The 18,188-nt window shown below is 70.2% G+C and carries 15 protein-coding genes; 10 read left to right on the plus strand and 5 right to left on the minus strand.

Annotation, left to right across the window (positions count from 1 at the left end; translation table 11 throughout):
- Window positions 1–8: 8 nt before the first annotated feature.
- Window positions 9–2,447, minus strand: coding sequence for a glycoside hydrolase family 3 C-terminal domain-containing protein (locus ACFY3C_RS32675; protein WP_390773330.1), 2,439 nt, complete (start codon window positions 2,445–2,447; stop codon window positions 9–11).
- 233 nt (window positions 2,448–2,680) lie between these two features.
- Between ACFY3C_RS32675 and ACFY3C_RS32680 the strand changes: the two genes are divergently transcribed.
- Window positions 2,681–3,940, plus strand: a complete 1,260-nt coding sequence (locus ACFY3C_RS32680; RefSeq protein WP_390773331.1) for a pyroglutamyl peptidase — start codon at window positions 2,681–2,683, stop codon at window positions 3,938–3,940.
- Here the strand turns inward: ACFY3C_RS32680 and ACFY3C_RS32685 are convergent.
- Entirely contained in the window at window positions 3,930–4,721 is a 792-nt protein-coding gene (locus tag ACFY3C_RS32685; RefSeq protein WP_390773332.1) for an EI24 domain-containing protein, read from the minus strand. The genes ACFY3C_RS32680 and ACFY3C_RS32685 overlap by 11 nt on opposite strands.
- A gap of 65 nt (window positions 4,722–4,786) precedes the next feature.
- Window positions 4,787–5,224, minus strand: a complete 438-nt coding sequence (locus tag ACFY3C_RS32690) for a MarR family winged helix-turn-helix transcriptional regulator (protein WP_390773333.1) — start codon at window positions 5,222–5,224, stop codon at window positions 4,787–4,789.
- Window positions 5,225–5,314: 90 nt separating this feature from the next.
- On the opposite strand from ACFY3C_RS32690, the gene ACFY3C_RS32695 reads away from it, so the two are divergent.
- Both ACFY3C_RS32695 and ACFY3C_RS32700 read left to right on the plus strand, forming a co-directional pair.
- A complete protein-coding gene (locus ACFY3C_RS32695; RefSeq protein WP_390773334.1) occupies window positions 5,315–6,313 on the plus strand; it encodes an NADP-dependent oxidoreductase in 999 nt (332 codons plus the stop codon).
- Between the two features lie 108 nt (window positions 6,314–6,421).
- A complete protein-coding gene (locus tag ACFY3C_RS32700; RefSeq protein WP_390773335.1) occupies window positions 6,422–6,841 on the plus strand; it encodes an organic hydroperoxide resistance protein in 420 nt (139 codons plus the stop codon).
- A gap of 132 nt (window positions 6,842–6,973) precedes the next feature.
- Here ACFY3C_RS32700 and ACFY3C_RS32705 read toward each other — a convergent pair whose 3' ends face one another.
- The gene (locus ACFY3C_RS32705; RefSeq protein ID WP_390773336.1) at window positions 6,974–8,131 is read right to left on the minus strand and encodes a serine hydrolase domain-containing protein; all 1,158 of its coding nucleotides are present in this window, start codon (window positions 8,129–8,131) and stop codon (window positions 6,974–6,976) included.
- Window positions 8,132–8,381: 250 nt separating this feature from the next.
- The gene (locus tag ACFY3C_RS32710) at window positions 8,382–9,392 is read right to left on the minus strand and encodes a hypothetical protein (RefSeq protein ID WP_390773337.1); all 1,011 of its coding nucleotides are present in this window, start codon (window positions 9,390–9,392) and stop codon (window positions 8,382–8,384) included.
- Window positions 9,393–9,593: 201 nt separating this feature from the next.
- Here ACFY3C_RS32710 and ACFY3C_RS32715 point away from each other — a divergent pair, with 201 nt between their 5' ends.
- The 7 genes from ACFY3C_RS32715 to ACFY3C_RS32745 all read left to right on the plus strand — a co-directional run bounded on the left by ACFY3C_RS32715 (window position 9,594) and on the right by ACFY3C_RS32745 (window position 18,106).
- The gene (locus ACFY3C_RS32715; protein WP_386572151.1) at window positions 9,594–10,751 is read left to right on the plus strand and encodes a mandelate racemase/muconate lactonizing enzyme family protein; all 1,158 of its coding nucleotides are present in this window, start codon (window positions 9,594–9,596) and stop codon (window positions 10,749–10,751) included.
- Complete coding sequence (locus ACFY3C_RS32720) at window positions 10,748–11,752, plus strand: zinc-binding dehydrogenase (protein WP_390773338.1); 1,005 nt, start codon at window positions 10,748–10,750, stop codon at window positions 11,750–11,752. Before ACFY3C_RS32715 ends, ACFY3C_RS32720 begins: the two co-directional genes overlap by 4 nt.
- A 113-nt stretch (window positions 11,753–11,865) precedes the next feature.
- Window positions 11,866–12,834, plus strand: coding sequence for a hypothetical protein (locus ACFY3C_RS32725; protein ID WP_390773339.1), 969 nt, complete (start codon window positions 11,866–11,868; stop codon window positions 12,832–12,834).
- A gap of 36 nt (window positions 12,835–12,870) precedes the next feature.
- Window positions 12,871–13,980: a multiple monosaccharide ABC transporter substrate-binding protein gene (chvE, locus tag ACFY3C_RS32730; protein WP_390773340.1), complete on the plus strand. Its 1,110-nt coding sequence runs from the start codon at window positions 12,871–12,873 to the stop codon at window positions 13,978–13,980.
- A gap of 43 nt (window positions 13,981–14,023) precedes the next feature.
- Window positions 14,024–15,574, plus strand: coding sequence for a multiple monosaccharide ABC transporter ATP-binding protein (mmsA, locus tag ACFY3C_RS32735; protein WP_390773341.1), 1,551 nt, complete (start codon window positions 14,024–14,026; stop codon window positions 15,572–15,574).
- Window positions 15,571–16,815, plus strand: a complete 1,245-nt coding sequence (gene mmsB / locus ACFY3C_RS32740) for a multiple monosaccharide ABC transporter permease (protein ID WP_390773342.1) — start codon at window positions 15,571–15,573, stop codon at window positions 16,813–16,815. Before mmsA ends, mmsB begins: the two co-directional genes overlap by 4 nt.
- Window positions 16,816–16,951: 136 nt before the next feature.
- Complete coding sequence (locus ACFY3C_RS32745) at window positions 16,952–18,106, plus strand: aldose epimerase family protein (protein WP_390773343.1); 1,155 nt, start codon at window positions 16,952–16,954, stop codon at window positions 18,104–18,106.
- Window positions 18,107–18,188 lie beyond the last annotated feature (82 nt).

Below are 18,188 nucleotides of genomic sequence, written 5' to 3' on the forward strand. Positions count from 1 at the left end.
GTCCCGGATCAGACGTTAATCGTCGCGGTCAGCCTGTGGTCCGAGATCGAGCGGGCAGCGGTGATCTCGTACGAACCCTTCACAAATGCCCACGCCTTCGCCGTGTCGTCCCAGACCTCGAAGGTGCGGCGGGGCAGTTCGACGGTCACCTCGGCACTCTCGCCGGGTCCGGCCTCGGCGTCGGCGAATCCGGCCAGCCAGCGTGCCGGGCGCTCGGTGTCGGGCTCGGCCGGGGCGACGTAGATCTGGACGACCTCGCGGCCGGGCCGGTCGCCGGTGTTGCGCAGCCGGATGCGGGCGGTGGTGCCGTCCATCTCCAGCGCCTCGTAGGTCCAGTCGGTGTAGCCGAGGCCGTGGCCGAAGGGGTACGACGGTGTGCGGCCGGCCCTCTCCCAGGCGCGGTAGCCGATGAGCAGGTCCTCGGTGTAGGGCAGTTCGCCGTCGGCGGGGACGACCTGGGTGACGGGGGCGTCGGTGAGGGAGCCCCAGGTGGTGGGGAGGCGGCCGCCGGGCTCGTGGGCGCCGGTCAGCACGTCCGCGAGGGCGGCGCCGCCCTCCTGGCCGGGGAACCAGGTCAGCAGCACGGCGGCGACCTCGTCGCGCCAGGGCAGTTCGACCGGGGAGCCGGAGTTGACGATCACGACGGTGTTCGGGTTGGCGGCGGCGACGGCGTGGACCAGGTCGTCCTGGCGGCCGGGGAGGCGGAGGTCGGTGCGGTCGAAGCCCTCGGACTCGACGCGGTCGGTGGTGGCGACCATGACGACGGCCGTGTCGGCGCCGCGGGCGGCCCGGGCGGCCTCGGCGATCAGCTCGTCGGGGTCGCGCTGGGGGCCGGAGTGGGCGAGGCCGAAGGTGACGACCTTCATGCGGATGTTCTCGGGGAACCGGACCACGTGGGTCAGGGAGACGTCGACCGGTTCACCCGCGACGAGTTCGGCCTGGGCGCGGGGCGTCGGGGGCGCGAAGAGGGTCTCGAAGGGGTCGTCGCTCTCGGGGCGCTGGACGTCGTCGTAGTACGTCGTTCCGTCGATGGTGAGGGTGAAGGCGCCCATGCCCTTGATGCCGAAGGTGTGCGGGCCCGACTCGCACGGGGTGAAGGCGCCGGTCAGTTCGACGGTGTGGAGGTTGTCGTGGGTGACGCCCTCGGGGAGGTCGGCGCCCATCCACTGGATGTGGCCGCTCGGGGCGGTACCCGTGCCGATGACGTTGCCGTCGGTGTCCCGGCAGACCGCGCTGAGCGTGAAGCCCTGCCCGGCGGGGGCGAGTTCGGTGGCCGGGTCGGCGCCCACGGCGTAGCTGAGGGTGCCCTCGGGGAGGGCGGCGGTGAGGCCGTCGAGCGGGGAGACGATCCGGGCGGGGAAGACGGTGGCGGAGCCGCCGCCGAGGACGCGGGCGTCGCGGGCGGCGGCGCCGATCAGGGCGACCGTGCCGGCCCTCAACGGGAGTGCACTGTTCTCGTTGCGTACGAGGACGAAGGAGCGACGGGCGATCTCGCGGGCCAGGGCCTCGCCGTCGACCGGCGCGGGCGGCTCGGTGACGACGGGTTCGGCGCCGTCCAGGATGCCGACGCGGGCCGCGAGGCGCAGTACCCGGCGGACGGCCGCGTCGACGGTGGACTCGGCGACCCGGCCGTCCCGGACGGCCCGGGCGAGGGCTTCGCCGTAGGCGGTCTCGGGGCCGGGCATGGCGACGTCGAGGCCGCCCTCGATGTCACCGACGGTGTCGCGGGCGGCCATCCAGTCGGAGACGTTGAAGCCGTCGAATCCCCACTCGCCGCGCAGGACTTCGTTGACCAGGTGATGATGCTCGGTCATGGTCGTGCCGTTGACCTGGTTGTAGGCGGTCATGATCCCCCAGGGGTGGGCGTTCGCGACGATCGCCTCGAAGGGGGCCAGGTACAGCTCGCGCAGGGCGCGTTCGGAGACCAGGTTGTTCACGGTGAAGCGGTCGGTCTCGGCGTCGTTGGCGACGAAGTGCTTGACGGTGGTGCCGACGCCGCCGGACTGGACGCCGGTCACATAGCCGGAGCCGATCTCGCCGGTCAGGTAGGGGTCCTCGCTGTAGGCCTCGAAGTGGCGGCCGCCGAGCGGGGAGCGGTGCAGGTTCACGGTCGGCGCGAGCAGGACGTGGACACCCTTGCGGCGGGCCTCCTGGGCGAGCAGCACGCCGGCGCGGCGGGCGAGGGCCGGGTCCCAGGTGGCGGCGAGCGCGGTCGGCGAGGGCAGGGCGACGGAGGGGTCGTCGGCGGTCCAGCGCACGCCCCGGACGCCGATCGGGCCGTCGGACATGACGAGGGACTTCAGGCCGATCTCCGGCAGGGCGGGCAGGGTCCACATGTCCTGCCCGGCCAGCAGCCGTGCCTTGGCGTCGAGTTCGAGGCGTCCCAGCGCGGCCTCCACGGCCGTCTCGCGGGCCTCGTCTGCGCGTGCCTTGTCTGTCTCCGCCACAGCGGTACCTCCTCGCTGAGTGCCTTGGATCCCTCTCATCCTGCATCCGCCCAGCAGGGGCTGCTGCACTACTTCCCGACGAAGGACGCCGGGGGTGGGTCTCGCTTGCCCGCGCTTGCGGGGTGCCGGACGCGACCAGCCCCCACCGGTCCGCACCATGGCGTAGACCACTCCCCGCACGCGATACTTCCCCGCACCACGCGTCCCGCAGCGACGGAAGGACCCCAACCCCCGTGACCTCGTTACGCCTACGCACCGCCGTGCTCGGTATGGCTCTGCTGGCCGGACTGTCGGCTCCCGGGGCGACGGCCTGTGCCACCCAGGCGGCCGCCGCCTCCCCCACCGTCGAGGAGCAGCGGCTCGACAAGGCTGTACCGCAGGAGATTCTGCGCCGCTCCGGATTCGACGGCGTGGCACCGGAGTTCGCCGATGCTCTGGAGCGCGCGCACTCCTACCCGCAGGCCCGCCGCATCGTCGTACGCGAGGGGTCCGCGCTGTGGCGGCGGGCCGTGGAGCGGGCGCAGGGGCGGGGGCCGGGGGGCGGTGATCTGAGCCGGGACGACGACCGGCCGCTGTACTGGGCGCGCCTCGGGATGACCCGGGAAGTGCGCACCTGGGAGCCGGAGTTCAGCCTCACCGACTCCCAACGGTCCGCCCTGCTGGATCAGTTGGAGCCCACCTCACGCGGTCAGACCGACATCCGCTATCCGGGGCAGCCGCACCTGAGGCGGGTCCTCCTCACCGGTTTCGACCCCTTCACGCTCGACCGGGACATCCGTATCTCCAACCCGTCCGGGGCGAGCGCGCTGGCGCTGGACGGCACGGTGATCGAGACGGCAGAGGGTCCGGCCCGGGTGGAGACGGCCGTGTTCCCCGTGCGCTGGCAGGACTTCGCGGACGGCACGGTGGAGCGGACGCTCCGGCCCCACCTGCCGAAGGTCGACCTGTTCACGACCGTGAGCCAGGGCCGGGTCGGGCGCTTCGACATCGAGCGCAGCAACGGCGCCTGGCGGGGCGGCTTCCCGGACAACGACAACGTCTCCCGCACCGAGACCGTCCCCGTCACCGATCCGGCCACACAGCCCCAGTGGACGACGACGACACTGCCGTACGCCGCCATCACGGCCGCGGACACGGGCCGGTTCCCGGTGTACGACCACACGGAGGTGACCGAGGTCCCGGCGGGCGGCACCGATCCCGTCGTACGGCCGGACGGACCGACCGCCGGCTCGACCGCCCGTGCGGGAGGCGGCGGCAACTACCTCTCCAACGAGATCGCCTACCGCGCGACCCTGCTCCGGGACCGGCTGGGCCTGCACGACACGCTGCCGGGCGGCCACGTGCACACGCCCGTGCTGCAGTTCGGCGCGGGCAACACCGACCCGGCGACGGGCACGGTGACCGACCCGGAGTTCGTCCAAAGCCGGCTGGACATCATCGCGCAGGTGCGGTCGATCGTGACGGTGGCGGCGCAGGCCACGTTCAGGAAGTGACCCGCACCCCGTCCTCGGCGTCCTCCTCCTCGGCGCTCTCCTCGCCCAGCAGGTCACGGGCGAGGAGGGTCGCCCCCGCGACCGCGCCCGGCATCAGGAACACCGCGACGAACGGGACCAGGAAGGCCAGGCCGAGGGGCGTGCCGAAGCCCCAGACCAGGGACTTGCGGGAGCGGAGCAGGGTGAGGCGGGCGCGGAGTTCGACCCCGCGGCGCTGGAGGGCCACGGCGGTCAGTTCCTCGGTGAGGAAGAAGCCGGTGACGAAGAAGCCGAGCACGGGGACGACCGTCTGGCCGACGACGGGCAGGAAGCCGAGCCCGAAGAGGAGGATGCCCCACAGCATGGCCCGGACCAGGATCCGCAGGCTGTCGCGGGCCGAGATCCACAGCTCGTGCCAGAGCGGGAGGTCGGAGCGGGGTGCGGTGCCGTCGGGCGAGACGTCCTCATCGACCTTCTCCGACAGGCTCTCGTAGAAGGGCTGGCCGATCAGCAGGGTGACGGCCGTGAAGGTGAGGACGGCCAGCAGCAGGCCGAGCGCGAAGAGCACGACCGTGAGGAAGCCGCGGAACAGACCCTGCCAGGGGCTCGACCAGTCGTCCGCGAACGGGGTCGCCCAGGCGACGCCGTCCTCGCCCCACAAGGCGAGCGCGACCAGCGCCGCCGCGTACAGAACCAGCGCGATCAGGCCGGGCAGCAGGCCGAAGCCGTACTGCTTGCCGTGCCGGCCGACCCACCGCTGGCCCTTGAGGAGATAACCGAAACCCACCCCGAGATCGCGCATGGGGGAACCCTATCGGGGGACGCCGCCTGCTTGTTCACGACCTTGTCCGGGCCGGCGGGCGGGCGCTACGCGTCCAGCATGCGGCGCAGCAGGTCCCTGAGGGAGCTTCGCTCCTCGTCGGTGAGGCCGGCCAGGGGCTCGCGGGCGAAGCGCAGGCCCTCGCGCAGGTCGCGGGCGACCCGCAGGCCCTCGTCGGTGGGGGCGGCCAGCTTCACCCGGCGGTCGGCGGGGTCGGGACGGCGCACCACCAGGCCGCGTGCCTCCAGGCGGTCCACGATCCCGGTCACGTTCGACGGCTCGCACCTCAGCTTCTGGGCCAGCTTGCGCATGGGCAGCGGCTCCAGCGACAGCAGGCTGAGCAGGCGGGCCTGCGGACCGGTCAGTGCGTGCTCGCCCGCCGCCAGCTCGTAGTCCGCGTAGAAGCGGGCCACGACGTCCCCGATCAGCTCGACGACCTCCATGGTCACGGCGTCGGGGCGGCGGGTCTTCTCTGGGGTGGACATGGACCCCAGGATACCCCGTTACTTGACATCCTGAAATATTCAGGTGCATGGTTGTTTCAGGTTCTGAAGTAAATCTCGAAAGGCACTGTCATGATCAACCGCGAATGGCACCTGCTCAGCCGACCGGTCGGCTGGCCGAAGCCCGAGGACTTCGCCCTGGTCGAGACAGAGGTCCCGACGCCGGGTGAGGGCCAGATTCTGGTACGGAACAAGTACCTCTCCGTGGACCCGTACATGCGCGGCCGGATGAGTGCCGCGAAGTCGTACGCCGCCCCCTTCGAGCTGGGCAAGGTGATGCAGGGCGGCGCGGTCGGCGAGGTCGTCGCCTCCAACGCCGAGGGCATCGCGGTCGGCGACCACGTCCTGCACTTCTTCGGCTGGCGCGAGTACGCGGCCTTCGATGCGAAGCAGGCCGTCAAGGTCGACCCCGCGGCCGCACCGCTGTCGACGTACCTCGGGGTGCTCGGCATGACCGGCCTGACCGCCTACGCCGGCCTGCTGCGCACCGCCTCCTTCAAGGAGGGCGACGTCGTGTTCGTGTCCGGCGCCGCGGGTGCCGTGGGCAGCCAGGTCGGGCAGATCGCCAAGCTCAAGGGCGCCTCGCGGGTCATCGGCTCGGCCGGTTCCGACGAGAAGGTCAAGCTGCTGGTGGAGGAGTACGGCTTCGACGCCGCCTTCAACTACAAGAACGGCCCGGTGGCCGAGCAGCTGCGCGCGGCCGCTCCCGACGGCATCGACGTCTACTTCGACAACGTCGGCGGCGACCACCTGGAGGCGGCCATCGGCTCGCTCAACGAGGGCGGCCGGATCGCGGTCTGCGGCATGATCTCCGTCTACAACAACACCGAGCCCGCCCCCGGCCCGAGGAACCTCACCCGGCTGATCCAGACCCGCGGCCGCATCGAGGGCTTCCTGGTCGGCGACCACTACGATCTGCAGCCGCAGTTCGTGGCCGAGGTCGGTCCGTGGGTGGCGTCCGGGCAGCTGAAGTACCGCGAGACCGTCGTCGAGGGCATCGAGAACAACCTGGAGGCGTTCCTCGGGGTCCTGCGCGGCGACAACACCGGCAAGATGATCGTCAAGCTCTGACGAGCCTCCACCCCTGGCCTAGACTTTCCGGAATGCGGTAACTTCTTTCCGAAATCCGCCGTCGATCGTGGGCGCGAGTCACGGCGGGCCGAGGAGGAAGACAACCGCATGCCCATCCAGCAGTCAGACGTCCTGTACACCGCCGTCGCCACCGCGGAAAACGGCCGCGACGGCCGGGTCGCCACCGACGACGGCAAGCTCGACGTCGTCGTGAACCCGCCCAAGGAGATGGGCGGCAGCGGCGCCGGTACCAACCCGGAGCAGCTGTTCGCCGCCGGGTACAGCGCCTGCTTCCAGGGCGCGCTCGGCGTGGTCGCCCGGCAGGAGGGCGTCGACGTCTCCGGTTCGACCGTCACCGCGAAGGTGGGGATCGGGCGGAACGAGGAGGGGTTCGGGATCATCGTGGAGATCTCCGCGGAGATCCCGAACGTCGAGGAGAGTGTTGCTCGGGAGCTGATCGAGAGGGCGCATCAGGTGTGCCCGTACTCGAAGGCGATTCGGGGCAACATCACCGTGACGCTGGTCTGAGAACCGTCGTTGCGTACATCGGCAGCCGCATCCTTGGACGTGGGGTGCGGCTGCTGTTTTTTCGGGTGCGGGTCGTGGTGGGTTGCTCGCGCCCACGCGGCGGAGCCGCATATAGATACAGCCCCGCGCCCCTTAGGGGATTAGCGCCGCCCGGTGTACCAGCGCCACCAACCTTTCGTTTTCTGGGGCTGCCCCGCCCGGAAATGCGAACCGTCGGCGCGTGTAGCCGTACGCCAAGCCGCTGCGTGGATCCGCGAAGGCCTGGGAGCCTGCTGCTCCGCTGTGGCCGATCGTGCCGGCGCCCAGGAAGGGGTACCAGGCGTCGGACGTGGCCTGGAAGCCGAGGCCGAACGATCTGTGGGCGCGGGCCACCAGGTCGTACCCGACGGAGTGCGGCTGGCCGAACTCCGCGACGGTGTCCTCCTTCAGCAGCGGTGCCTTGCCGTCGACCTCGCTGATCATCGCCGCGTACATCCCGGCCAGGCCGCGCGCCGAGGCGACACCGCCCACCGAAGCCGGGCCCTTGGCGCGGACGCCGCGCTCGTTCGGCAGGGCGACCAGGTCGGTCGGGTCGGCCGTGTGCCGGTTGAAGGCGATCGCGGAGAGGCTGTGCGGTCCGGACGGCAGCGCGTCGAGCTCCGCCTGCTGCTCGGGGGTCGGCAGCATCGGCTGGACCGTGCGGAAGCGGGGCTCGCGGGAGACCGGCAGGCCCAGGTGGAAGTCCAGGGCGTAGGGCGCGCGCACCCGTTCCTCGTACAGCTCCTGGATCGTGCGGCCCGTCGCCCGCCGGACGACCTCGCCGGTCAGCGCGCCGATCACCAGCGCGTGGTAGCCGAAGGCCGTGCCCGGCCGCCAGAACGGCCGCTGGTCGGCGAGACGTTCGGCCAGCGCGCGGTCGTCGGCCAGCTCCGCCGCGCTGAACCCGGTGTCGGTGCCGACCAGGCCCGCGCGGTGCGCGAGCACATCGCGCAGGGTCAGCGCGCCCTTGCCCTCGGCGCCGAACTCCGGCCAGTAGTAGGTGACTTTGCGGTCCAGCTCCAGCGTGCCGTCCTGCACGAGCAGGGCCACGACGAGATGGGCGGCGCCCTTGGTGGACGAGAACACGCCGTACAGCGAGTCCCCGTCGGCGCCCTCGCCCGCCCACAGGTCGACGACCCGCCGGCCGTGGACGTAGGCGCACAACTGGCCCTCGTAGTCGTCCCGCTCCTCGGCGACGAAGGAGGCGAACTCCTCGCGCACCGCTTCGAATCCCTCGGCGACCGTGCCGTGCACGGTGATCCCCTGCGTCATCCGCTCTCCTCCACTGAGCCGCTGCTCGCCGCTCCCCCTGTGCACAACGCCCGTTCCGCCGTCGCGCGTTCCCTGGATCGTGTACGGCGGGATGTACCTGTCCGACTCAACCGCGCAGGAGGCGGGTTGGTGTCATCGATACCCCGGATGGCCGATGGCTCAGGGCGGTACGTGACAGGGGGTGTCCCAGTGAGGGATCAGAGGGAAGGAGAGGAAGGATCGGCGGTGCGGCGCGCCGGGAAGCCGCCGCCTACGTGCACCACCACAGGAAGCGGTTGCACGTCTTCGTCGGCGACGGCAGCGCGGTCGGGTTCGACGTCGTCGGGTCGGACGTGGGGGTGGACGTCGGGTGGGAGGTGGCCGGGGCGGTCGGCGCCGTGGTCGGCCCGCCCGCGCCCGACGTGGCCGACTGTTCCGCCTGGTCCGTGGCGGACGGGGACTTGGAGTCCTTGTCCTTCGGCGACTTGGAGGCGGAGGCCGAGGCCGAGGCGTCCGGGGAGGCGGAGGCGCCCGCCTTCCCCGCGGCGCCCGAGGCGTCGTCGAGGGGGTTCGCCGTCCGGTCCGGGGACGCGGAGGAGGTGCCGCCGTCCGCCGACGTGTCCGCGGTCGTCGCCGGCTCGTCGCTGGAGAACGGGGAGAAGGGGGCGTCGGTGCCGAGTTCGGCGACGCTGAGGCCGCCGGCCGCCAGCACGAGGCCCGCGGCGATCAGGACGGTACGACGGCGGCGGCGCCGGTGCGCGGCGGCCTTGCGATCGCGACGGCTGGCGTCGGCGGCGCCGGGGCCGCTGTCCGTCTCGCCGCCGGCCGTGGCTCCACCGCGGCCCCGGCCGCGCGACTGCCGCCGGGCGGCACGGCCCCCGGGCTCGTCGGGGGTGGCGGAGGCGTCCTCGGCGTCGCCCTGTGCCTCGCCACGAGCGTCATCAGGGGCGTCCTGGTCGGCGTAGTCGTCCTGGTCGGCGTAGTCGTCCGGGCCGGTGTGGCCGTCCGCGCCGGCGTACGTGTACTCGTCCGTGGCGGCCCCGTACGCGTCCGCCGCCTCCGCTGCGCCGAACTGCGTGGGCACGCGGGGGGACTCGTGGGGGTGGTGGGCGACCTGTTCGGCGTACGGCCGGGCCGCTGCACTCGTGAAGGTTTCCTGACCGTACGGACCGGCCGCCGTGCCCGTGTGTCCGTGCGCGGCGAGAGAGGGCGCCGGCGCGCCGCACCCGGGGCAGGCCAGGGCGCCGTTGAGGTGCCGTTGGCACGGGTGGCAGAAGTCCATGACGCCGGAAGACTAGATTCCTCATCGGTCACGTTCCTAGGCACCGCTGTGAAGGTTTCGTGCGGGACCGAAAAGGTTCTCGAAAGTCTTGTCGAAACCGTTACCCGTTCGACCCATTGACACCCCCGCCGCACCGTCCTTACTGTCACGCCAGCATTTCGAACGTGTGACGAAATCTCGAACAGCTGAGAGGCAACTGCCGTGCGCATCACCGGAATCAGCACACACGTGGTCGGGACGCCGTGGCGCAACCTGACCTACGTCCAGGTGCACACCGACGAAGGGATCACGGGAGTCGGCGAGACCCGGATGCTCGGTCACACCGACGCGCTGATCGGCTATCTGCGGGAGGCCGAGGCCAACCACATTCTCGGTTCGGACCCGTTCGCTGTCGAGGACCTCGTCCGCCGCATGAAGTACGGCGACTTCGGCCGGGCCGGCGAGATCGTCATGTCCGGCATCGCGGTCGTCGAGATGGCGTGCTGGGACATCAAGGGCAAGGCCCTCGGCGTGCCGGTGTGGCAGCTGCTGGGCGGCAAGGTCACCGACAAGGTCAAGGCGTACGCCAACGGGTGGTACACGACCGAGCGAACGCCCGAGGCGTACCACAAGGCCGCCCGGAGGGTGATGGAGCGCGGGTACAAGGCGCTCAAGATCGATCCGTTCGGCACCGGGCACTTCGAGCTGGACCACGAGCAGACCCGGTACGCCGTCTCACTCATCGAGGCCGTGCGCGACGCCATCGGTCCGGACGCCGAGCTGATGCTGGAGATGCACGGCCGCTTCTCCCCCGCCACCGCCGTCCGGCTCGCCCACGAGCTGGCGCCGTTCAAGCCGGCCTGGCTGGAGGAGCCGGTGCCGCCGGAGAACCTGAAGGCGCTGGAGAAGGTCGCCGCCAAGGTGGACATCCCGGTCGCCACCGGTGAGCGCATCCACGACCGGATCGAGTTCCGGGAGCTGTTCGAGAGCCAGGCAGCGGACATCCTCCAGCCCGACGTCGGCCACATCGGCGGCATCTGGGAGACCCGGAAGCTGGCCGCCACCGCCGAGACGCACTACATGCTCGTCGCCCCGCACAACGTGGGCGGGTCCGTGCTGACCGCCGCCTCGCTCCAAGTCGGCTTCACCTCCCCGAACTTCAAGATCCTTGAGCACTTCAACGACTTCGCGGACGCGGAGATCAAGAAGGTGGTCAAGGGGGCGCCGGAGGTCGTGGACGGCTACTTCCACCTCTCCGACGAGCCCGGTCTCGGCGTCGAGCTGGACACCGACGCGGCCGCCGAGTTCCCGCAGCAGCAGGCCCGGTTCGACCTGTGGGCCGAGGGCTGGGAGCAGCGCAAGCCGAAGGGCTCGAAGTGAGTTCCCAGGTCCTGATCGAGGCGCCGGGCACGCACCGGGTCGAAGAGCACACGCCCCGGGATCCCGGTCCCGGCGAGGCGCTGGTCGCCGTGCACGCGGTGGGCATCTGCGGCAGCGACCGCGAGGTGTACCAGGGCAACCGGCCCGAGGGGTACGTGCGTTATCCGCTCACGCCCGGCCACGAGTGGTCGGGGACCGTGCGCGCGGTGGGTGCGGGCGTGCCGGAGAGCCTGGTCGGCCGCAAGGTCGTCGGCGAGGGCTTCCGCAACTGCCAGGTGTGCGACCGCTGTCACGCGGGCGAGACCACGCTGTGCACGGCCGGGTACGAGGAGACCGGGTTCACCCAGCCCGGTGCCATGGCCGCCACGCTCACCCTGCCCGCCCGGCTGCTGCACCCGCTGCCGGACGACGCCGACCTCACCGCCGCCGCCCTGCTGGAGCCCGCCGCGTGCATCGCGGCCGCCGCGCTGAAGGCGAAGGCCCAGCCGGGTGAGCGGGTCGCGGTGGTGGGCACGGGGACGCTCGGGATGTTCGCCGTGCAGTTCCTGAAGGCGATCTCGCCGGTGGAGCTGCTCGTCGTGGGCACCCGGGGCGACCGGGAGGCGCTGTCCCGGCAGTTCGGGGCGACCGACTTCCGGCTCAGGGACCAGGAACTGCCCGACGACTTCGACGTGGTGATCGAGACCGCCGGGTCCGCGTCCGCCGCGCGCACCGCCGCCTCCCTGCTCAGGCGCGGCGGACGCCTGGTCCTGACGGGCATCCCGGCGCCGGGCGCCGACGGGCTCGACCCGACCGATCTCGTCGTACGGCAGCTGGAGGTGCACACCGTCTTCGGGGCGCCGCCGGACGCCTGGGCGCACACCGTGCGGGTGTTCGGCGCCGGGCTGCTCGCCCCGCTGCCGCTGGTCACGCACGAGCTGCCGCTGACCGAGTTCCCGCAGGCCATCGAGCTGGTGGGAGCCGGCGATCCGAAGGTGGGCAAGGTGCTGCTCCGCCCCTGACCGTACGCCGGTCGGGGCGTGACCTGACGGCGCCCTGACCGGCGTACCACCAAGGCCTTTTTCTACCCAGAGCCGCGAACCTTGTCCGAAATATCGAACACGAAGGACAGCTTGTGACCGACGCTTCCGCTCCGGCAGCCCGCAGGCCCGGCGAGCAGGTGCTCGCCGCACTGGGCCTGGACGCGCCCGCCCTCGACCCCGCCGACACCTCCACCCACAGCTTCCCGGGCGGCGGCCGCTGGCGCACCGAGATCCCCTCGTGCGAGGGTCCCGAAGCGCTGGCGGTCGTACTGAAGGAGGCCTCCCGCCTCGACGTGCCGATCCACCGGATCAGCCAGGGCAGCGGCGTGTGGATGCTGACCGACGCCGAGATCACCGAGATGGTCGACGCGACCGGCGAACGGGACATCGAACTCTGCCTGTTCACCGGCCCGCGCGGCACCTGGGACATCGGTGGCTCGGTGCGCACCGACTCGCGGGGGGCCGGACTGCGCGCCCGTGGCCACGACGCCGTCGCCGGATGTGTCGAGGACGCCGTCCGCGCCACCGAACTCGGCGTCAAGTGCCTCCTCGTCGCCGACGAGGGCGTGCTGTGGACCCTGCACCGGGCCCGCCAGGCGGGCATCATCCCGGCCGACACCACCCTGAAGGTCTCGGCGCTGATCGGGCCGGTCAACCCCGCCTCGTATGCGGTGTACGAGGGGCTGGGGGCCGACTCCATCAACGTGCCCAGTGATCTGACGCTGGATCACCTCACCGAGATCCGCCGGGTGTCCGCCACCCCCATGGACATGTACATCGAGGCCCCCGACGACCTCGGCGGCTATGTGCGCATGTACGAGGTCGCCGAGCTGATCCGGCGCGGCGCACCGCTCTACCTGAAATTCGGCCTGTCCAAGGCTCCCGGCATCTACCCGTGGGGCACCCACCTGCGGGACGTGACCCTGGACACCGCCCGGGAGCGGGTGCGGCGCGGCCGGCTCGCCCTCGACCTGCTCGCCCGGCACGGCGCGGACGGCGACATGGCGCCGCTCGGCTCGCGGCTGCCCGGCGCGCTCAACCGCTTCCCCACCAACGCGTGACCCCTCTCAACGACGAGACGAACAAGGACTGATCACATGCGCAACCGCAGAACCGTACTCACCGCGATAGCCGGAGCCGCCTCCCTCGCCCTCACCCTGTCCGCCTGCGGCCAGAGCGGCGAGGGCGGGAGCAAGGAGAAGGCCGGCAGCACCAAGGGGGCCACCATCGGCATCGCGATGCCGACCAAGTCGTCCGAGCGCTGGATCGCCGACGGCAAGAACGTCGTCAAGGACCTTGAGGCCAAGGGCTACAAGACCAAGCTGGTCTACGGCGAGGACGACCCGGAGACCCAGGTCTCGCAGATCGAGAACCTGATCACCCAGGGCGTCAAGGGCCTGATCATCGCGGCGATCGACAACAAGTCCCTGAACAGCGTGCTCCAGGAGGCCGCGGACGCCAACATCCCGGTCATCTCCTACGACCGCCTGATCCTCGGCACCAAGAACGTCGACTACTACGCCTCCTTCGACAACGAGAAGGTCGGCAAGCTGCAGGGCACCTACATCGTGCACAAGCTCGGCCTGGACAGCGGCAAGAAGGGCCCGTTCAACATCGAGCTGTTCGCGGGCTCCAACGACGACAACAACACCCGGTACTTCTTCAACGGCGCGATGAGCGTCCTGAAGCCGTACATGGACAAGAAGCAGCTGGTCGTCCGCTCCGGCCAGACCGAGCTGACCAAGGTCACCACCCTGCGCTGGGACGGCGCCACCGCGCAGAAGCGCATGGACGACGTCCTCACCTCCTCCTACAAGAGCGAGCGGGTCGACGCGGTCCTGTCGCCGTACGACGGCATCTCCATCGGCATCCTGTCCGCCCTGAAGTCGGACGGCTACGGCACCAAGAGCAAGCCGCTGCCGGTCATCACCGGCCAGGACGCCGAGCTGGCCTCGGTGAAGTCGATCATCGCCGGTGAGCAGACGCAGACCGTCTACAAGGACATCCGCAAGCTCGCCGACGTCGCCTCGACGATGGTCGACGATGTCCTGCACAACAAGAAGCCCCAGGTCAACGACACCAAGTCGTACGACAACGGCACCAAGGTCGTCCCCGCCTACCTGCTGGAGCCGGTCAGCGTCGACAAGACCAACTACGAGGACGCGCTGATCAAGACCGGTTACTACACCGACGCCCAGCTGAAGTAGTCCCGCCAACCGACCGACCCCACACTGATTGGAAGGCACGACCATGGCGGGACCCGTCCTGGAAATGCGCTCGATCGTCAAGACCTTTCCCGGTGTCAAAGCGCTGTCGGACGTCACACTGACCGTCCGGCAAGGCGAGGTCCACGCCATCTGCGGTGAGAACGGCGCCGGAAAGTCCACCCTGATGAAGGTGCTCTCCGGCGTCCATCCGCACGGCAGTTACGAGGGCGAGATCCTCTTCGAGCAAGAGGTCTGCCGCTTCAAGGACATCCGGGCGAGCGAGCAGCACGGCATCGTCATCATCCACCAGGAACTGGCGCTGTCGCCGTACCTCTCCCTGGCGGAGAACATCTTCCTCGGCAACGAGCACGCCAAGCGCGGGTTCGTCAACTGGCGGGAGACCCTGCGGCACGCCACCGAGCTGCTGCGCCGGGTCGGTCTCGACGACCACCCGGAGACCCGCGTCGCCGACATCGGCGTGGGCAAGCAGCAGCTCGTGGAGATCGCGAAGGCGCTGTCGAAGAAGGTGAAGCTGCTCATCCTGGATGAGCCGACGGCAGCGCTGAACGACGAGGACAGCGACAAACTCCTCAACCTCATCCTGGAGTTGAAGAAGCAGGGCATCACCTCGATCATCATCTCCCACAAGCTGGGCGAGATCCGCAAGGTCGCCGACTCGGTGACGATCATCCGCGACGGCCACTCCATCGAGACGCTCGATGTGAAGTCGCCGGAGACGACCGAGGACCGGATCATCAGCGGCATGGTGGGCCGCGACCTGGACCACCGCTTCCCCGAGCGCACCCCGCACGAGGCGCAGGAGGGTGCCGCCCCGGCCCTGGAGATCCGCAACTGGACCGTGCGCCACCCGATCGACCAGGAGCGCAAGGTGGTCGACGACGTGTCGATCACCGTGCGCCGCGGGGAGATCGTCGGCATCGCGGGCCTGATGGGCGCCGGCCGCACCGAACTCGCGATGAGCGTCTTCGGGCGGGCCTACGGCCGGTACGCGGGCGGCACGGTCCTCAAGGACGGCAGGGAGATCCGTACGAAGACCGTCGCGGAGGCGGTCGGCCACGGCATCGCGTACGTCACCGAGGACCGCAAGCACTACGGCCTCAACCTCATCGACACGATCAACCGCAACATCTCGCTGACCGCCCTGAGCAAGGTCGCCAAGCGGGGCATCGTCGACGAGCACGAGGAGCGGCAGGTCTCCGAGGGCTTCCGCAAGTCCATGAACATCAAGGCGCCGACCGTCTTCGAGCCGGTGGGCAAGCTGTCCGGCGGCAACCAGCAGAAGGTCGTCCTCAGCAAGTGGATCTTCTCGGGTCCGGACGTGCTGATCCTGGACGAGCCCACGCGCGGCATCGACGTCGGTGCCAAGTACGAGATCTACACGGTCATCGACCAGCTGGCCGCCCAGGGCAAGGCGGTCGTCTTCATCTCCTCCGAGCTGCCCGAGCTGCTCGGCATGTGCGACCGCATCTACACGATGGCCGCCGGACGGCTGACCGGTGAGGTGCCGCGGGCCGAGGCCACGCAGGAAGTGCTGATGCGTCATATGACGAAGGACAAAGAGGTAACGCGATGAGCACCGACGTGACCGACAAGATCCCGGCCTCCGCGCCGCCGGGCAGGAGCGGATCGGGCACCGGCGCGGGCCTGCTCCAGCTGATGCTGGCGGGGCTGCGCGCCAACATGCGCCAGTACGGCATGCTGCTCGCGCTCGGCCTGATCGTCCTGCTCTTCGCGATCTGGACCGACGGCGACCTGCTGCTGCCGCACAACGTCTCCAACCTGGTGCTGCAGAACGCCTACGTCCTGATCCTCGCCATCGGCATGATGCTGGTGATCATCGCGGGCCACATCGACCTGTCGGTCGGCTCGCTGACCGCCTTCGTGGGCGCGTTCGCGGCCCTGCTGACGGTGCAGCACCATGTGCCCTGGCCGATCGCCGTGGTGCTGTGCCTGCTGGCAGGCGCGGCGGCGGGCGCGGCACAGGGGTTCTTCATCGCGTACCTCGGCATACCGTCGTTCATCGTCACCCTCGCCGGGATGCTGATCTTCCGCGGCTTCACGGAGATCCTCCTCAAGGGCCAGACCCTCGGCCCCTTCCCCGACGGCCTGCAGAAGATGGGCAACGGCTTCCTGCCCGAGGTCGGCCCGAACACCAACTACCACAACCTCACACTGCTCCTCGGCCTCGTCCTGATCGTCGCCGTGGTGTGGCAGGAGGTGCAGGACCGGCGTCGCCAGCAGGAGTTCGCGCTCGAGGTGCTGCCCGGCCGCCTCTTCCTGCTCAAGCTGGTCGCCCTGGTCGCCGCGGTCCTCACCCTCACGTTGCTGCTGGCCAGCTACAAGGGCGCCCCGATCGTGCTGATCATCCTCGGTGTCCTGGTGGTCGCCTACACCTACGTCATGCGCAACGCCGTCTTCGGCCGCCACATCTACGCGATCGGCGGCAACCTGCCCGCGGCGAAGCTGTCCGGCATCAAGGACAAGAAGGTCACCTTCTACGTCTTCCTGAACATGGGCGCGCTCGCGGCCCTGGCGGGTCTGGCGATCGCCGCCCGCCTCAACGCGGCCTCGCCGAAGGCCGGCCTGAACTACGAACTCGAGGCGATCGCCTCGTCGTTCATCGGTGGTGCGTCCATGAGCGGCGGTGTCGGCACCGTCCTCGGCGCGATCATCGGCGGTCTCGTCCTCGGCGTGCTGAACAACGGCATGAACCTCCTCAGCGTCGGCACCGACTGGCAGCAGGTCATCAAGGGCTTCGCCCTGTTGGCGGCGGTCGGCTTCGACGTGTGGAACAAGCGCAAGTCCGGTTCGTAAGTCAGCGCGAACGCTCCGCTGGGAAGGCCGAATCAAAGCTGCGGGCCGTCGGGGGCTGGTCGCGCAGTTCCCCGCGCCCCTTTGGGGCACGGGGCTCAGCGGGCGCCTTTCAACTCTCTTCTTAAGGAGCCGCTAGATGGAACTGAACAGACGCACGGTCATTGCGGGCGCGGCAGCCGCAGGCCTCGCCGCCACCACCCTCGGCACGGGCAGCGCCGAGGCCGCCTCGGGAGGCAGGAAGCCGGTGAAGGAGTCCTTCGGGAAGCTCGCCGACGGCACGAAGATCTACCGCTGGTCGCTGGAGAACGGCGGCACCCGCCTGAAGGTCCTCAACTGGGGCGGTGTCGTCCAGAGCCTGGAGATCCCGGACCGGCGCGGCCACTACGCCAACGTCTCCCTGGGCTTCGACAACATCGACGACTACGTCGCGAAGACCCCGTACTTCGGCGCCCTCATCGGCCGCTACGGCAACCGCATCGCCAAGGGCCAGTTCACCCTCGACGGCAAGAGCCACCAGCTGTCCGTCAACGACGGCGTGAACAGCCTGCACGGCGGCAAGCAGGGCTTCGACAAGCACGTGTGGGACGTGGAGCCGTTCACCAAGGGCACCGACGTCGGCCTGCACCTGCACTACACCAGCGTCGACGGCGAGATGGGCTACCCCGGCACGCTCAAGGCGACGGTGACGTACACCCTCACCAGGCACGGTGACTGGTGCATCGACTACGAGGCCACCACCGACAAGGCGACCGTCGTCAACCTCACCAGCCACGTCTACTGGAACCTGGCCGGCGAGGGCAGCGGCACGATCGAGGACCACGAACTCCGCATCGCCGCCTCCCGCTACACCCCCACCGACTCGGGTCTGATCCCCACCGGTGAACTGGCCAAGGTCGCGGGCACGCCCTTCGACTTCCGGCACGCCAAGCCGATCGGCCGCGACATCCGCGCCGGCCACGAGCAGCAGGTGCAGGCCAAGGGCTACGACCACAACTGGGCCCTGGACAAGGGCATCACCGCGGGGCCCGAGCACGTCGCCACGCTGCGCGACCCGCGCTCCGGCCGCACCCTGAAGATCGCCACCGACCAGCCGGGCCTGCAGTTCTACTCCGGCAACTTCCTCGACGGCACCCTGACCGGCACCGGCGGCCGCACCTACCGCCAGGGCGACGCCCTGTGCCTGGAGACCCAGCACTTCCCGGACTCGCCGAACCACGCGAACTTCCCGTCGACCGTGCTGCGGCCGGGCCAGACCTACCGGACGACGACGGTCCACACGTTCTCGGCGTGAGGCGGGCGTGAAGCGGCTCACACAGCAGGTGAGTTGAACGCCACTGCTGTCTCCTCCGTATCCAAGGGTGGCCCGGGCTCCC

Origin of the sequence: Streptomyces sp. NPDC001410, from assembly GCF_042895235.1 — a bacterium.
In the GTDB taxonomy this organism is placed as follows: Bacteria; Actinomycetota; Actinomycetes; order Streptomycetales; family Streptomycetaceae; genus Streptomyces.

Bases quoted from the DNA above. Each gene is read 5' to 3' on its own strand.
- ACFY3C_RS32685 (WP_390773332.1), bottom strand. From the start codon at position 4,721: ATGCGCGATCTCGGGGTGGGTTTCGGTTATCTCCTCAAGGGCCAGCGG.
- ACFY3C_RS32745 (WP_390773343.1), top strand. From the start codon at position 16,952: ATGGAACTGAACAGACGCACGGTCATTGCGGGCGCGGCAGCCGCAGGC.
- ACFY3C_RS32695 (WP_390773334.1), top strand. From the start codon at position 5,315: ATGATCAACCGCGAATGGCACCTGCTCAGCCGACCGGTCGGCTGGCCG.
- mmsA (WP_390773341.1), top strand. From the start codon at position 14,024: ATGGCGGGACCCGTCCTGGAAATGCGCTCGATCGTCAAGACCTTTCCC.
- ACFY3C_RS32710 (WP_390773337.1), bottom strand. From the start codon at position 9,392: ATGGACTTCTGCCACCCGTGCCAACGGCACCTCAACGGCGCCCTGGCC.
- ACFY3C_RS32705 (WP_390773336.1), bottom strand. From the start codon at position 8,131: ATGACGCAGGGGATCACCGTGCACGGCACGGTCGCCGAGGGATTCGAA.
- mmsB (WP_390773342.1), top strand. From the start codon at position 15,571: ATGAGCACCGACGTGACCGACAAGATCCCGGCCTCCGCGCCGCCGGGC.
- chvE (WP_390773340.1), top strand. From the start codon at position 12,871: ATGCGCAACCGCAGAACCGTACTCACCGCGATAGCCGGAGCCGCCTCC.
- ACFY3C_RS32700 (WP_390773335.1), top strand. From the start codon at position 6,422: ATGCCCATCCAGCAGTCAGACGTCCTGTACACCGCCGTCGCCACCGCG.
- ACFY3C_RS32690 (WP_390773333.1), bottom strand. From the start codon at position 5,224: ATGTCCACCCCAGAGAAGACCCGCCGCCCCGACGCCGTGACCATGGAG.